A 15436-nucleotide genomic window follows, 5' to 3' on the forward strand; every position below is an offset into this window, starting at 1 on the left:
TGACATCAGTCAATATATTTTTATTATATATTAATTTTCAAAAAAATCAATATTCAATACGGAATTACTGCATAAAAAAAACGTTAAGGGTATCAATCTCCTTAACGTTTTTTTTATGCTTATATTCATCATCAATCTATAGTAACAGTTAACTATTTTTCTTGTAGTGATCAATCATTTCTCTATTTAAAAACCTATACTAGCTCCTCCATCAACAGGCAATAATACCCCATTTACAAACTTTGCTGCTGGTGAACAAAGATAAGCAGCTGCCCAACCAATGTCCGTAGGATCTCCAAATTTGTCCATAGGCGTACGTCCTAATATCTTATTTTTTCTTACATCATCTCCATCTAGTGCCTTATGTAGCATAGGTGTTTCAATCCAACCTGGAGCAATGGCATTGACACGAATACCATCTGGAGAAATTTCCGTTGCTAAGGAACGAACCATTCCTAAATAAGCTGATTTTGCTGCTGCATAAGATACAACAAAGGGCTGTCCTAAAATAGATGTCATAGAAGCTGTAAACAAGATACTTCCCTTTTTTGATTTTTTCATAAAAGGAACCACCGCTCTTGTTAAAGCAAACGCGCCTACTACATGGACATTTAATGTTTGTGTAAAATCTTCATCTGTCATATTTTCTATAGGCTTTTTCACATGGACTCCCGCATTATTTACAAGGATTGTAATCTCTCCAATATTTTTTGTAATCTCTTCTACTAATGTATTTGCTTTCGTTGTATGGGTTACATCAAATTGACGATAATTGGCTTTTTTCCCTAGCTTTTTACATGCTTCTTTTAACTTTTCTTCATTTCTCCCTACAATAATTACTTCTGCACCAGCTTGAATAAAACACTCAGCCATTGCAAAACCAAGTCCTGTAGCTCCTCCTGTAATGAGAGCACGTTCTCCCTCTAAACTAAAGATTTTTTTATAATCTAACATTCTTTACCTCCTGCATTTCATTTTTCTATTTTCATCTTGATACTTATAAGAAATATAATATTCTTTATGTCCTAATTTTTCTCCCTTACTAAACTCTCCAGAACAAATCTTAGCAACATACCCTAAAAGGTCTTCTGTTAACTCTTCTAAACTACATTCTCCACTTAATACTCTTCCTGCATCAAAATCCATATCATCCTCAAGATGCTTAAAAGTCTCTGAATTACCAGTAATTTTAATTGTTGGTGATACTGCACTTCCAATAACATTCCCTCTTCCTGTTACCAAAAACACTACTTGTGCACCACAAGAAATTAGATCCATCAATCCTTCACTATCATTAGGATTGGTATATCCAAAATTCATCCAATGCACATCTGGTACACTATCTAAAAGCCATAACCCCTTAGCCCTTGGATTTTCAGATACTTTAATAACCCCTTGAATAGGACGACTACCACTTTTAATAATAGCTCCCATACTTTTTTCTTCTATGGTAGATAATCCGCCTGCAAAGTTCCCTGGAGAAACAGAATACTGCCGAACAGATCTACAATAGTCTAAAGCCTTATTATAAGTTTCTTCTATTTCTTTATAAGCTTCTTCATTTGATGCTCTTTTAAGAAGGATCTCTTTTAATCCAATGGCTTCTACAATCTCTTCAAAAATTGCTTTGCCCCCCATATCTACTAACCGATCAAATAACCTTCCAACTACTACATTTCCAGCTAATCCTGAAGTAAAATCTGATCCACCACATTCACAACCAATGGTTAAATCCTTAAAAGTCATAGGAACAATTTCCGTTTCCATCTTTAACTTTTTTATAAATCCAGCTACAATTTTCTTCCCATTTTCAATAGTTTTAAGGGTTCCTCCACAATCTTGAATAAACAACCATTCTGCTAATCTTCCTGACTCCGTAGCAATCTGTGCAATCTTACTAGGCTGAGTATATTCACACCCTAGTCCCACTGCTAAAACAGCTCCTACATTAGGGTGTCTTGCAAGGGCAAGGAGCATTCTCACTACATATTCATTATCATAGCATCCAGTAAACCCAATCACATCTACATCCTCATCTGGAAAGAATTGTGCAATGGCTTTTGCCACATGTGAAGAGCATTCTACCGTATAGATTACTAATACTTTATTCCGAATCCCTTTACTTCCATCTTTACGCAAATATCCTTTCCAGCTTAAATTCTCAATATTATACGCCATCAAGCCGCCTCCTTCCTAAATTTTTACAAATCAGATATAACATTTATGCTCATCAACTAAAACCTTAAATATACTCCGTATCATTAGGTGCTCCTGTTTCTAAATTCAAAGTAGATGAGCGCATATCATAAAGGCTTGCACAATTATGTAAATGTACCCAGTCTCCCTTTTTAATATTCTTCGTTGCTTTTCCAATTACCACACCATACTTGATGATAAATTCATCTATATGGATATCATATAAAGCAACTTTATGGCCTCTCTTTATAATTTCATTAAAAGTAATTTTCGTGTCCTTTGTATCTCCAGTAATAACACCAATCCCTTTCTCCACATCACTCAATAAAGTAGCCACATTATCTTTTTCATCTATTTGAAAACAAGTTTGCGTCAATTGATCTTTCATTATAAAATCCCAAACCTTTCAAAAACTGCTGTACTAGACATGCCATCTTCAATAGCTTTTCTAACTACCTTTTCTCCTCTCGCTTTTTCAAGGGCTTTTGTAATTACTTCTTCCTCTAACTCTTTTGGTATAATCAATACACCATCTAAATCAGCAAATACCAAATCTCCTGGATTAATCCATACACCACCTACTTCAATAGGACACCTGTAATTTGCTACTTGTGTTCTTACAGATGAATCCTGTGCATAACGTCCCCTAGAAAATGCAGGAAAATTTTGTTCTAGTACCATTGGTGTATCTCTATGGTATCCATTTACAATAGCACCCACGGCTCCTCTCTTTTTAGCTGTAGCAGTTAAAAGTTCTCCCCAATAAGCACATCTCATCTCTCCACCACTAGCAATGTATACTTCGCCTGGTTCCAGTTGATCTAAGGCTTCTGTCAACAATCCAAAAGGCTTCTTCTGAGGTCCATATACATCAATCATGAGTACAGGCATAGCTCTTCCTGCAATAACCATATCTTCCACCATAGGTTGGATGGGTTGAGGTAAGAATTGATGATATCTTCCAAGTTCATCTAATATATCCCCTACCACTGGTGTATATAAATATTTTTTCATCAAGTCAAAAAGTTCTTCATCATTTTTCCATTCTGCCATAGTAAATCCTCCCTCAATCATTTAATTGTTTAATCGGCTCTTTCAATCTTATATATTTCAAGATTTTAAATTTTCTTCTATACATTTAATCCATCTGTGCAATTACTTTCAAATAATCATTAGGATTTTCAGATATTTTTTGAAAGTATTCAGGCATTTCTTCAAAATCAATAACATTGGTAATAATAGGCTCTATCTTGATCTTTCCTTCATAAATCAATTGGATTGCTTCTGGGAATTTTTTCACACAATTTCTAGCCCCTCTAATATCTAATTCTTTTTTAGTAATTAAAAAAGTAGGCAAGAGTACTTCTGTCTTTGGATATCCCACTAATGAAATACGTCCTGTATAGCTTACATAGTCAATGGCACTTCTCACAGCTGGTACAGCTCCAGATGCTTCTACAACCACTTCAGCCATTTTTTTATTTGTAATCTTTGATATCTCTTCTACTACATCTTCCTTTACAGGATCAAATACATACTCTATCCCTAACTTCTTTGCAATCTCTAGCCTTTTAATTGCTGGATCTACAACAATAGGTGTAGCTCCTAAGTATTTTACATATACAGCTGCAAGTAATCCAATAGTTCCTGCTCCTGTAATAACAACATACTCTCCCTTTTTCACTATAGCTCGATCCACAGCTTGCATAGAAATAGTCAAAGGTTCTATCATTGCAGCATTTATAAGAGACATATCAGATGGTACCTTATGTACTAAATGAAGATCATGGTTAATATATTCCATATATCCACCATTTTCATGAACCCCAATAACTCTCATATTTTCACAAGAATTAGTTCTTCCAATACTGCAAGGATAACATTCTCCACAATATTGATAAGGTTCAACTGCTACCTTGTCTCCTACTTTTAATCCTTTAGTATTCTCTGGTACACTCACTATCTCTCCTGCAATCTCATGTCCTAAAACCCTTGGTAGAGTTCCTAAAGGAAGCACCCCCTTATATGCAGAAATATCAGAACCACAAATGCCCATTGTTTTTACTTTGATGGTTACTTTATTCTGATCTTTTATCATAGGGATGTCTTTCATTTTAAATACTTTTGTATCTTCTAAAAATAATGCTTTCATCCGTATTCCTCCTAAACATTTCAATGGTTTATTTTGTATTCTCAAACATTTATGCTTTTTTGAGATATAATCATTCATAATTGGTAACACGAGCCTTTTCATTCTTGCTTTTATATTACCATTTTAGCTTATTTATATCTTCTATTGACTTGACCTATTTTTTCTGGTATTTTGATATAAAATCTATATTTTTTCTCTAAAAAGGAGTGTCTTTATGGTTTTTCATAAACAATTTGCCGAGCAAATCATTAATCCTGAGACTGAAATATATTATGAGATGCAATCTTCTTATGAACATACAATTTTTCCACATTTTCATGATTTTTACGAATTTTGTCTTTTAATCAAAGGCAAACAATTATTTTCTCTAAATGAAAAAGAATTTCTCCTAGAAGAAGGTTCTCTTGTTTTTATTCGTCCAAAAGATATTCATTCAAAAAAATATATTGAAGAAGGAGAACATATTACTATTGCCTTTTCGAAAAAGACATTAGATACCCTTTTTAACTATCTAGGAGAAGGTTTTACAAAAGATTATTTACTAAATCCTGAAAATTCTCCTTTCGTTCTTCTTTTAAGTGCAGAAAGAAATGTAATCAAACATCAAGTAAAGAAATTGCTTCTTACACATATTTATGATAAAAAAAATATCAAGCTTCAATTAAAAATTCTATTGATTCATTTATTTTCTAAGTATTTCATAGAAAACCAACAAAGCAATCAATCAAAGCTTCCTTTTTGGCTAGAAGAAGTTTTAATAGACATGCAAAAGAAAGAAAATTTCGTAAAGGGGCTCCCTGCATTTCTTAAACTATCAGGAATCAGTCATGAACACCTTTGTCGCATATTAAAGCAATCTTTAAATATTACCCCCACCCAATTCATCAATGAGCAAAGATTAAATTACGCTATAAAACTTTTACTTTATACGGATATGGATATTACTTCTATATGTTTCGAATCCGGTTTTGGAAATCTAAGTCATTTTTATGACCTCTTCAAAAGAAATTTTCATACAACCCCTGCTAAATTTCGAAAAGAAAAAGCAAAACCCAATGCCTAACTATTAGGCATTGGGTTTTTATATCATTTTTTTAGAGGGTAACACCCGTTTTAAAAATAGCTATTTCTCTAAAATCATTTTTCTCGTTGTTTACAAAATTTCCACTGGCTACTTTTATTACATAATCTACAAAATCTTTTAATACTACATCCATAGATGTATCTTCTATCAAAACACCAGCATTGTAATCTATCCAATGAGGCTTTTGCTTATAGAGCTGAGAGTTAGTAGCAATTTTCATAGTAGGTACAAAGCTTCCAAAAGGTGTTCCTCTACCTGTTGTAAAAAGCACCATATGACATCCTGATGCTGCTAGAGCCGTTGCTGCAACTAAATCATTCCCTGGAGCACTCAGTAGATTCAATCCTTTGTTTTTTAAGACTTCTCCATATTTTAATACATCTACAACAGGAGCACTTCCTCCTTTTTGAGTACATCCTAAAGACTTATCCTCAAGGGTTGTAATCCCTCCTGCTTTGTTTCCTGGTGATGGATTCTCGTATACGGGTTGATTATATTTCATAAAATAACTCTTGAAATCATTAATCAAACTTACAGTTTTATTAAAGATTTCCTCATCCATACATCTATTCATCAAAATCGTCTCTGCACCAAACATTTCTGGTACCTCTGTAAGAATAGTAGTACCCCCTTGGGCAATTAAAAAGTCTGAGAATGCACCGAGTAGTGGATTTGCAGTAATTCCTGAAAATCCATCCGATCCTCCACATTTAAGCCCTATTTTTAGTTCTGATAGAGATATTTCTTCTCTTTTGTCCTTTTTCATATGTTCATACAATTCTTTTAAAAGCTTAACCCCTATCTTTATTTCATCCTCTACTTCTTGGGCTACTAAAAATCTTACTCTCTTTTCATTGTATGATGCTAAATTTTCCTTAAAGCTTTCCATATAATTATTTTCACAACCAAGACCTAATACCAAAACCCCTCCTGCATTAGGGTGGTTAACCATATTTCCTAGGATGGTTTGGGTATTTTTATGATCATCTCCAAGTTGAGAGCATCCATAATTATGTTTAAACACTTCTATTCCATCAATATCTTTTGGATTTACCTCTTCTTTAAATCTTTTAATGATCAATTCACCGATTCCATTGACACATCCAACAGTTGGTACAATCCATAATTCATTTCTAATTCCTATTTTTCCATATTCTCTTTTATATCCTTTAAAGTTCAAGTTTTTATTTTCTATATGGAGTGGATGAATATCTTGTTCAAAAGTATAGTCTAAAACCCCATCTAAATTTGTTTTTACGTTATGGGTATGCACCCACGTACCCTTGTGAATGTCACAAGTTGCATAACCAATGGCATAGCCATACTTTATAATATCATACTCTTTTTGTATCTCTACTAAAGCAATCTTATGACCTCTTTTAACTGATTCTTTTAGCTCAATTTCTTCGTTTCCTATTACTAAAACTATGCCTGCATCTAAGTCCTTTAGAGCCACAACTACATTGTCTTTTTCATTGATTTTTATATACGGCTTCATTACATCACCTCATGAAGTGCTTTTTGCATTCCTAAGGTCTCAATTTGTGTTAAGTAATGAGTTACTTGATCTGTAAGTCCATCCACTGCATTTAAATCCATTTTCCAAATTTTTTCTTGGCTAAGGACTTCCTTTACAATATCTTTTAATCCATCTTCTGTCCCATCATAACTACCCCAAAGCTTTTCATACATTGCTAAAATCTCTGGATTATCCTTTAATTCTACTACTTCACCATTGATTTTCCCCTTAAAAAATTCAATAAGTGCTGCTAGTGAGAATACTAATTTCTTAGGAAGTTCTCCTTTTCTGTTTTTATATTCAAGTACAGAAGGAAGTACTCTTGTTTCATATTTAGAATTAGAATTTAAAGAAATACTCATAAGAAAATGTTTGATAAATGGATTTTTAAAGCGGTCAAGTACAGCTTCTGCAAAATAATCTAATTCTTCCTTTGGTAAATCTAGAGTTGGTACGATTTCATCATAAACAGCTTCTTTTACAAAACGTCCCATGGTTTCATCTTCTACTGTTTCTCTTACAGTTTTTAGTCCATATAATAAGGATACAGGTACCATACTTGTATGGGCACCATTTAATATTCTTACCTTTCTCGTTCTATAAGGGGTCAAATCCTCTGTGAAGATTACATTGAGTCCACATTTTTCAGTTGGAAGCTCTTCCTTGATCCATGCTGGTCCTTCAATGACCCATAGATGAAATTGCTCCCCTTCTACTACTAATTGGTCTTTATATCCTAGCTCTTTTGTAATTTCATCCATCTTATCTCTTGGATAACCTGGTACAATTCTATCTACTAAGCTATTACAGAAGGTATTTGCTTCATAAATCCATGTTATAAACCCTTCTTCTAGATTCCAAAGATCCGCATATTTTAATATGATTTCTTTTAATTTTTCTCCATTTTTCTCAATCAACTCACAAGGGATCAATATAAATCCTTTATTTTTATCTCCCTCAAAGGCTTTATATCTTTCATATAAAAGAGCTGTTAATTTTCCAGGAAAACTATTTTGTGGCTTGTCTTTTAACTTGTCCTTTTCATCAAATGCAATTCCTGCTTCTGTTGTATTAGATAGAATAAATCTTAATTCAGGTTTTTTTGCTACTTCTAAGTATTCATCATAATTCTCATAAGGATTGATTCCACGACTAATAGCTTCAATAACTGTATGTTCACTAACTACTTGTCCATCCTTGATTCCATTTAAATATAATGTGTATAACCCGTCTTGTTCATTTAATTTATCAACGAGACCTTGTTTTAATGGCTGCACTACCACTACACTGCTGTTAAAATCTGCTTCTTTGTTCATCTTATCAATTTTCCAGTCAACAAAAGCTCTTAAAAAATTTCCTTCTCCAAATTGTAGAATTCTTTCTGGATATTTTGTACATGCATGTACCTCTTTATTAAGTCTCATGATTTTTCCCCCTTTCGTATGTACTAATCAAATTTCACCATTACTTTTAATTTAGAACCATCATTGTTGATCAATGTCTCAAATGCATCCGTTACCTTTTCTAATTCAAATTCATCTGTAATGATTTCATCGATTTTTACTTTTCCCTCTGCTACTAAATCAATTAATGGTCTAAAATCATTACAACTATTTCTAGATCCATAAACATCTAGCTCCTTTTTAAGAAGAATAGAATGATTAAAAGTAGTTTCTTTTTTGCCATTTCCAATTAAAATTACCTTTGAACCAAAAGCAGCACAATCAATGCAGCTTAAGAAAGTTTCTGGACGACCAACAGCTTCTATACATACATCCATACCATTACCATTGGTAATCTCTTTTACTCTTTCTTCTAAGTTTTCCTTGCTTACATTAATAACTCCGTCCGCACCTAATCTTTTTGCTTTTTCAAGTCTTCCATCAAAAACATCAGAGATATAAACCTTTGCACCTCTTAATTTTGCAGAGATCATAGCAAACATTCCAATGGCTCCTGCTCCCATGACCAATACATGATCTCCCTTTTGAACATCTCCTCTATTTACTGCATGATAACTTATAGAAAATGGTTCAATCAATGCCAATGTTTTTGTTGATAATCCTTTTCCATCACGGATTCTCTCAATTGGCATAGTAATATATTCTGCAAAGGAACCATCTCTTTGAACGCCCATTGTTTCATTGCTTTCACAGCAATTCACTTTTCCTCTTTGACAAGAATAGCATTTTCCACAATTGAAGTATGGATTTGCTGTTACAATCATTCCCGCCTTTAATCCTAAAGTATTTTCTTCAATTTCTACAATTTCTGCAGAAAATTCATGCCCTGGGATTCTTGGATAACTTGCAAAAGGTTGATTTCCTGTATAGGTTGCAATATCTGATCCACAAATACCACAATATTTTATTTTAAGTAGCGCCTCCCCAGGTTGTGGTTTTGGGATAGGCTTTTTCACTAATTCAATTTTTCCTGCTTCTTTTATTTCAACTACATGCATTTGTTCCATCTCAATCTTCCTTCCTCTAAGGATGTTACAGAATTTTTAATGCTCCACTTCTAGAATTTTTAATATGTTCACGTAAGTAACTTTCTACTTTTTCCTCATCTTTTTGTAAAAATGCATTGATAATATCTAAATGCTCTTTTTTATTACGTTTTCTTTCTTCCTCAAACATACTTGTGGTAAGCACTCGAATTCGATAATCCTTATCATAAATTTTATTAATAAACTCAATCAAATACTGATTGTTACTACTTGTAACAATAAATTTATGAAACTGTAAATCTAATTCAAAAAATTCCTTATCTAAAATATTTTTTCCTTGTGCGTCCATTTTTTCAAATTGTTCTTTAAAATATAGGAGTCTTTCTTGTGAAATAGACTCACAAACAATTTTTGCTACTTGTGTCTCTACAATTTCACGAATTTGAAAGATCTCTTGAATATCCTTTAAGGTAATTTGAGCCACAAAGCTCCCCTTTCTCGGATAAATATTTACAAGTTTTTCTTGTTCCAATCTAAGAATAGCTTCTCTTACAGGAGTACGGCTACTTCCTAGTTCTAATGCCAATTCATCCTCTGCAATATCTGACCCTGGCATTAACTCACAAGTAATAATTTTATTTTTAATAAATTCATAAGCTTTTTGTTTAAGAGATAATCCTTTATTCAATGTCATATGCCTCCATCTCTTTTGTTTATTTCGATTCTACCATAATATTCGATTCTTATTTCTAATTATTTTCTTGTATATCATCTTTCCAATCTTCAAACCTTTTCTTCTATGGATGCATATTGTTTAATACCTAAACAACTCAATATATTGATTTCTTTCCTTAATCCATCTTAGTAAAAAAGGTCTACAATTCCAGTTGAAAAAATCGGAACGAATGTTAACAACATCAAACATATAAAAAGAAGTATATAAAATGGTATTGCCTCTTTAATAAAGTCATTAATTTTACACTTTGTAATTCCACATGTTACAAACATGAGTGTTCCCATAGGCGGTGTAATACAACCAATGGCACTATTGAATATAAAAATCATTGCAAACTGAATTTCATCAATTCCATATGCTTTAGCAACTGGTGCTAATAATGGTACCAATACAATCATGGATGCATTTCCTTCAATAAACATACCTACACAAATTAAGAATATATTCACTACCATAAGAAATATATATTTATTTGATATCATATTGATAATCAACTCAGTGATTTGCTGTGGAATACGCTCCTTTGTAAGAATCCATGCAAATGCAGATGCAGCCCCAACGATTAGCATAATAGAAGCCGTACTATTGATAGTCTCCTTCATCCCACTGATAATATCCTTTAATTTCATCTCTCTATAAATGATTCCTAACATTAATGAATAAATAATTGCAACGGCACCAGCTTCTGTTGGGGTAAAGATTCCCAGACGAATTCCTCCAATAATTATAACAGGTAAACAAAGAGGAAGTGCTGCATCTTTTAATGCAATGCTAAATTCTTTTGGCTCTATAAACTTTTCTCTCACAGGCTTATATCCACGTTTTTTTGAAATAATAGATACCAAGACCATCATAGAACCACATAATAATATTCCAGGTCCTATTCCTGCTATAAAAAGCTTTCCGATAGAAACATTTGCAATAGACCCATAAATAATCATTGCAATTCCCGGTGGAATTAATGGGGTAATCATTGCCGAAGAAGCTGTAACTACTGATGAAAATTCTTTTGAAAAACCTTTCTTCTCCATTTCAGGAACCAACATTTTCGCCTGCATTGCAGCATCTGCAAGGTTAGAACCTGACAAACCTCCCATTAATGTAGATAATAATACATTTACTTGTGCAAGACCTCCTGACATATGTCCTGTAAGGGCTTCAGCAAAATTCATAACACGCTTTGTAACACCAGAATAATTCATATACACCCCTGCACAAATAAAGAAAGGAACAGCCAGAAGAGGTATACTCTCAATACCAGCAATAACACGCTGTGCAATAATTTTTGTAGGTACATTAGGAGAAAGAGCAAAATATACAACGGAACCTGAAAGAACCGAAGTAAAAACAGGAACTTTCAAAAATAAAAATACTAGCATGACAATAGCCGCTATACCAACAACATTCATCTCCATTTTTATTCACCACCTTTTGTATTCACATTCTTATTAGATAATGATTTTAGCATTATCATTGTATAGTTGATCATCATAAGTACGCATCCAAGTGGAAATGCACCATATACGATAGGATAAGGTACATGTAATATATTTGTAACCCTTCCTGTTTGTAATAATTGTTTCACAAGATTTGTTCCATGCATCAATAAATAGGCTAATACAATCATGGACACTAAATACCCACATACCTCTACTATTTTTTTCATTGTCAGAGGCATTCGATCTACTAAAACATCTATGGCCACATGGCTACCACTCCGAAAGGCTGCTCCTCCTCCAAAGAATACAACCCATGTAAAACACCAAAGTTGAACTTCTTGTAACCAAACAAAAGGACTATTTAAAAAATAACGCATGATTACGCCAAAGAATGTTATAAGTACTAGTATAATTAATGCAAGACTGGCAATGATCATATCCATATTCATGAGATATTTAAATGCCTTATTATTCGTTTTCATGAATTTCCTCCTTCCAATCATAATATCCGGAGGCAGCTCTTGCCTCCGGGTACTAAATACATCTTATTCTTTATTCATTTATTTCTAGAAGATTTACTTCATAGCATCTTTAACTGTGTTATATAATCCTTCAGACCAGTCTTTTGTAATCTCAGGAAGCTCATAGAAAGCTTTTGCTTTTTCTTTAAACTCATCTTTGTTGATATCGATTACTTCAACACCTTCAGCTTTTAATTTTTCTAATGCTTCTTTATTTAATTTTTCTTGAATTTCGTTGTTATATATACCAGCCTCTTTACCTGTTTCAATTAGAATTTGTTGTTGTTCAGGAGTAAGGGTATTGAAGAAATCTGTACCTGCAATCCAAGTAGTGAAGTTTTTAACGTGTGCATCTAATATAAGATACTTAGCAACTTCATGGAATTTTCCATTGTAAAGAACTGTTAATGGATTTTCTAATCCATCTATAGTACCTTGTTGCAACGCTGTATAAACTTCTCCAAATGCCATAGGTGTAGGTGTTGCACCTAAAACTTCAAAACCTTTGATTTGGATCGTATTATTTGGAACACGAATCTTCATACCTTTAAGGTCTGCTACTGTTTTTACAGGTTTTGTTGTAAGTGTATGACGATCTCCATACATCCAGTTAGAAGCTAATAATTTTAAACCTTTTTCTTCAAGCTTTGCACTTTGCTCTTTATACCAGTCACTTTCAGTAAGCTTCCAGCATTCTTCCCAAGTGTCAAATAAGTATGGACCAAATACAATTCCAAAATCTTTTACTCCACGATCTGCATAAAAAGCACCATCAGCAAGAGTAATTACTGCATCTCCTGCTAACATTTGATCGATTAGATCATTTTTAGATCCAAGTTGTGCAGATGGAAATAACTCAATCTTCATCGTTCCATTACTTCTTTCTTCAACAAGCTTCTTCCATTCATTTGCAGCAAGATCAATTGGTTCTCCAGGATTGTTTCCATAACCTATTTGAATGATAACAGGCTTAGTTTCCTCTGGATTCTTAGCTGTTTCTGCTGAATCCTTAGCAGGTGCTCCACATGCAGTTAATAAAGACATTACCAATAAAGCCACCATTAAAATAACACTCTTTTTTTTCATAGACCCTCTTCCTTTCATTTTATGTATTTTTTGTGCTATTGCACATTTCAAACTTTTATGTTACTTTCATAAATCATTAACCTTTTACCATAAATCGGCATATATTAATATTTCATAGGCTTATCCTTATTGTTCCATCCATCTTATCCTTTTAATTATTACTTCTATTTCACTTACCCGCAAAACGTTTTCACATGATATTACATAGATATTTAACTGATATATCAGTCTGATATCAGTATACACAAACTTACATCTTTCGTCAATCATTTGTATGAAATTTCTATCTTGTTTTTTGTATCATTCTTTTTAACAATTCTGTAAACCATGGTATAGCTAGCTTTACTCTTCACTAAATATATGCTTTCATATAATCTTTTCAACTTATCATTCAGTAATATCCATAAACTACTCAATTAAAAACAAACAGCATCTACCGAAAGGCAGATGCTGTTTGTTTATTTATATTAAGTTTTGAGGCATATGACCAAAATTATCTTTGTACTCTTCCTGATGCATCTCCTTGAATCAATGTTTCCACTTCATCAACAGATACAAGGTTAAAGTCTCCAAAAATTGTATGCTTTAGTGCTGATGCACCAACTGCAAACTCAAGGGCTTGTTTGAAATCTTTTTCAGGAGCTAACAGTCCATAGATTAACCCTCCTGCAAAAGAATCTCCACCACCTACTCGATCAACAATTCTTACATTATATTTCTTAGAATGATAGAATTCTTCTCCATCATAAATAAGCGCTGACCATCCATTATCAGATGCTGAGTAACTTTCTCTTAAAGTTGTTACAACATATTTAAATCCAAATTGATCTTTCATTTGCTTAAAGATATCTTTGTATCCTTCAAGCTCAAGTTCTCCTGTTGTTACATCAGTCTCTCCTGGCTTAAATCCTAATACCTTTTCTGCATCTTCTTCATTTCCAATACATACATCCACATATTGCATAAGATTACTCATTACTTCTTTTGCTCTTTCTGGTGTCCATAATTTTTTTCTATAGTTTAAATCAACACTTACAGTAACATTGTTTCTTTTTGCAGCTTTTAATGCTTCTTCTGTAAGAACAGCGGCTTCCTCACTAAGCGCTGGCGTAATTCCAGAGAAATGGAACCACTCTGCATCTTTAAAGATTACATCAAAATCAAAATCTTTCGCAGTAGCCTCTGCAATAGCTGAATTTGCTCTATCATATACAACCTTTGAAGGTCTCATAGATGCACCTGTTTCTAAGTAGTAGATTCCTACTCTTTCTCCACCTCTTGCTATATAATCAGTATTTACACCGAATCTTCTTAAATGGTTTACTGCACTTTGTCCAATTGGGTTTTCTGGTAATTTACTTACAAAATATGCATCATGTCCATAGTTTGCAAGAGATACAGCAACATTTGCTTCTCCTCCACCATAAACTACATCAAAAGATTTTGCTTGTGTAAATCTTTCATACCCTGGAGTAGAAAGTCTAAGCATAATTTCTCCCATAGTTACAACTTTAGCCATTTTTATTCCTCCTTAAGCTCTAGCATTTTTTACTGCTTCTACAAACTTTTTAGCAGTTTCCGTTACTAAATCATAATCTCCTGTTTTAGCACCCTTTGTTAAATCTCCACCAGTTCCTATTGCAACTGCTCCTGCTTTAATCCACTCTGCTGCATTTGCTAGATTTACACCACCTGTTGGCATAAAGTTTCCTTGTGGAACAGGACCTTTGAATGCTTTAATAATAGATGGTCCATAAGCACTTCCAGGGAATACCTTTATGATTTCAGCTCCAGCTTCCATTCCAGAAAGAGCTTCTGTAATGGTCATTACCCCTGGCATAACAGGAATTCTATATTTATTACATAATTTTATGGTTTCAACATTTAAGCTTGGACTTACAATATACTTTGCTCCAGCTAAAATACATGCTCTAGCTGTTTCAGGATCAAGCACTGTTCCAGCTCCTATGATTACATCTTCATCTTTATAAACTTCTGATAGTTCTTTGATAATTTCTACAGCACCTGGTACAGTCATAGTAATTTCTAATGCCTTAATACCACCTTTTTTTACTGCTTCAATAATTTTCATACCTTCTTCTTTTGATTCTGCTCTGATTACAGCAACTACACCACTTTCAGAAATTTTTCGAATAGTTTCCATTCTTTTCATATTTATCTCCCCCTAAAACGGTTTCGCATTGTCCGTTGTCTGATGTCTTATATCTACATTATATATTCCTTCTCAAAAAAG

The 15436-nt window shown here is 33.3% G+C and carries 15 protein-coding genes; 1 reads left to right on the forward strand and 14 read right to left on the reverse strand.

Annotated features, from left to right (window positions below; all coding sequences use genetic code 11):
* Positions 1 to 186: 186 nt before the first annotated feature.
* The 5 genes from K7H06_RS15055 to K7H06_RS15075 all read right to left on the reverse strand — a co-directional run bounded on the left by K7H06_RS15055 (position 187) and on the right by K7H06_RS15075 (position 4348).
* Positions 187 to 954 (reverse strand): SDR family NAD(P)-dependent oxidoreductase, encoded by a 768-nt coding sequence (locus K7H06_RS15055; RefSeq protein WP_223036856.1) that lies wholly within the window; start codon positions 952 to 954, stop codon positions 187 to 189.
* A gap of 3 nt (positions 955 to 957) precedes the next feature.
* The gene (locus K7H06_RS15060; RefSeq protein WP_246637545.1) at positions 958 to 2178 is read right to left on the reverse strand and encodes a UxaA family hydrolase; all 1221 of its coding nucleotides are present in this window, start codon (positions 2176 to 2178) and stop codon (positions 958 to 960) included.
* Positions 2179 to 2242: 64 nt separating this feature from the next.
* The gene (locus K7H06_RS15065; RefSeq protein WP_223036857.1) at positions 2243 to 2584 is read right to left on the reverse strand and encodes a UxaA family hydrolase; all 342 of its coding nucleotides are present in this window, start codon (positions 2582 to 2584) and stop codon (positions 2243 to 2245) included.
* Positions 2584 to 3249: an RraA family protein gene (locus K7H06_RS15070; RefSeq protein WP_223036858.1), complete on the reverse strand. Its 666-nt coding sequence runs from the start codon at positions 3247 to 3249 to the stop codon at positions 2584 to 2586. The genes K7H06_RS15065 and K7H06_RS15070 overlap by 1 nt, the downstream gene beginning before the upstream one ends.
* A gap of 85 nt (positions 3250 to 3334) precedes the next feature.
* Positions 3335 to 4348 carry an alcohol dehydrogenase catalytic domain-containing protein gene (locus K7H06_RS15075; RefSeq protein ID WP_223036859.1) on the reverse strand — a complete coding sequence of 338 codons (1014 nt, stop codon included), beginning with the start codon at positions 4346 to 4348 and terminating at the stop codon, positions 3335 to 3337.
* Positions 4349 to 4562: 214 nt separating this feature from the next.
* On the opposite strand from K7H06_RS15075, the gene K7H06_RS15080 reads away from it, so the two are divergent.
* The gene (locus K7H06_RS15080) at positions 4563 to 5411 is read left to right on the forward strand and encodes a helix-turn-helix domain-containing protein (protein ID WP_223036860.1); all 849 of its coding nucleotides are present in this window, start codon (positions 4563 to 4565) and stop codon (positions 5409 to 5411) included.
* Between the two features lie 31 nt (positions 5412 to 5442).
* Here K7H06_RS15080 and K7H06_RS15085 read toward each other — a convergent pair whose 3' ends face one another.
* The 9 genes from K7H06_RS15085 to K7H06_RS15125 all read right to left on the reverse strand — a co-directional run bounded on the left by K7H06_RS15085 (position 5443) and on the right by K7H06_RS15125 (position 15355).
* Positions 5443 to 6930 (reverse strand): UxaA family hydrolase, encoded by a 1488-nt coding sequence (locus tag K7H06_RS15085; protein WP_223036861.1) that lies wholly within the window; start codon positions 6928 to 6930, stop codon positions 5443 to 5445.
* Positions 6930 to 8375 (reverse strand): tagaturonate reductase, encoded by a 1446-nt coding sequence (locus tag K7H06_RS15090; protein WP_223036862.1) that lies wholly within the window; start codon positions 8373 to 8375, stop codon positions 6930 to 6932. The genes K7H06_RS15085 and K7H06_RS15090 overlap by 1 nt, the downstream gene beginning before the upstream one ends.
* A 23-nt stretch (positions 8376 to 8398) precedes the next feature.
* On the reverse strand, positions 8399 to 9421 hold the full coding sequence (locus K7H06_RS15095; protein ID WP_223036863.1) for a zinc-binding alcohol dehydrogenase family protein: 1023 nt from the start codon (positions 9419 to 9421) through the stop codon (positions 8399 to 8401).
* A gap of 25 nt (positions 9422 to 9446) precedes the next feature.
* Complete coding sequence (locus K7H06_RS15100) at positions 9447 to 10088, reverse strand: GntR family transcriptional regulator (RefSeq protein ID WP_223036864.1); 642 nt, start codon at positions 10086 to 10088, stop codon at positions 9447 to 9449.
* A gap of 173 nt (positions 10089 to 10261) precedes the next feature.
* Complete coding sequence (locus tag K7H06_RS15105) at positions 10262 to 11551, reverse strand: TRAP transporter large permease (RefSeq protein WP_223036865.1); 1290 nt, start codon at positions 11549 to 11551, stop codon at positions 10262 to 10264.
* A gap of 2 nt (positions 11552 to 11553) precedes the next feature.
* Entirely contained in the window at positions 11554 to 12057 is a 504-nt protein-coding gene (locus K7H06_RS15110) for a TRAP transporter small permease (RefSeq protein WP_223036866.1), read from the reverse strand.
* Between the two features lie 93 nt (positions 12058 to 12150).
* A complete protein-coding gene (gene dctP, locus K7H06_RS15115) occupies positions 12151 to 13182 on the reverse strand; it encodes a C4-dicarboxylate TRAP transporter substrate-binding protein (protein ID WP_223036867.1) in 1032 nt (343 codons plus the stop codon).
* Positions 13183 to 13675: 493 nt separating this feature from the next.
* Positions 13676 to 14701 carry a sugar kinase gene (locus K7H06_RS15120; protein ID WP_223036868.1) on the reverse strand — a complete coding sequence of 342 codons (1026 nt, stop codon included), beginning with the start codon at positions 14699 to 14701 and terminating at the stop codon, positions 13676 to 13678.
* 12 nt (positions 14702 to 14713) lie between these two features.
* Positions 14714 to 15355: a bifunctional 4-hydroxy-2-oxoglutarate aldolase/2-dehydro-3-deoxy-phosphogluconate aldolase gene (locus tag K7H06_RS15125; RefSeq protein WP_223036869.1), complete on the reverse strand. Its 642-nt coding sequence runs from the start codon at positions 15353 to 15355 to the stop codon at positions 14714 to 14716.
* Positions 15356 to 15436: the final 81 nt, after the last annotated feature.

Source organism: Crassaminicella profunda (assembly GCF_019884785.1).
Lineage (GTDB): Bacteria > Bacillota > Clostridia > Peptostreptococcales > Thermotaleaceae > Crassaminicella > Crassaminicella profunda.

Coding starts and splice junctions, on each gene's coding strand:
- K7H06_RS15055 (WP_223036856.1), bottom strand. CDS start 954: ATGTTAGATTATAAAAAAATCTTTAGTTTAGAGGGAGAACGTGCTCTC.
- K7H06_RS15080 (WP_223036860.1), top strand. CDS start 4,563: ATGGTTTTTCATAAACAATTTGCCGAGCAAATCATTAATCCTGAGACT.
- K7H06_RS15085 (WP_223036861.1), bottom strand. CDS start 6,930: ATGAAGCCGTATATAAAAATCAATGAAAAAGACAATGTAGTTGTGGCT.
- K7H06_RS15095 (WP_223036863.1), bottom strand. CDS start 9,421: ATGGAACAAATGCATGTAGTTGAAATAAAAGAAGCAGGAAAAATTGAA.
- dctP (WP_223036867.1), bottom strand. CDS start 13,182: ATGAAAAAAAAGAGTGTTATTTTAATGGTGGCTTTATTGGTAATGTCT.
- K7H06_RS15065 (WP_223036857.1), bottom strand. CDS start 2,584: ATGAAAGATCAATTGACGCAAACTTGTTTTCAAATAGATGAAAAAGAT.
- K7H06_RS15105 (WP_223036865.1), bottom strand. CDS start 11,551: ATGGAGATGAATGTTGTTGGTATAGCGGCTATTGTCATGCTAGTATTT.
- K7H06_RS15120 (WP_223036868.1), bottom strand. CDS start 14,701: ATGGCTAAAGTTGTAACTATGGGAGAAATTATGCTTAGACTTTCTACT.
- K7H06_RS15110 (WP_223036866.1), bottom strand. CDS start 12,057: ATGAAAACGAATAATAAGGCATTTAAATATCTCATGAATATGGATATG.
- K7H06_RS15090 (WP_223036862.1), bottom strand. CDS start 8,375: ATGAGACTTAATAAAGAGGTACATGCATGTACAAAATATCCAGAAAGA.
- K7H06_RS15070 (WP_223036858.1), bottom strand. CDS start 3,249: ATGGCAGAATGGAAAAATGATGAAGAACTTTTTGACTTGATGAAAAAA.
- K7H06_RS15075 (WP_223036859.1), bottom strand. CDS start 4,348: ATGAAAGCATTATTTTTAGAAGATACAAAAGTATTTAAAATGAAAGAC.
- K7H06_RS15125 (WP_223036869.1), bottom strand. CDS start 15,355: ATGAAAAGAATGGAAACTATTCGAAAAATTTCTGAAAGTGGTGTAGTT.
- K7H06_RS15060 (WP_246637545.1), bottom strand. CDS start 2,178: ATGGCGTATAATATTGAGAATTTAAGCTGGAAAGGATATTTGCGTAAA.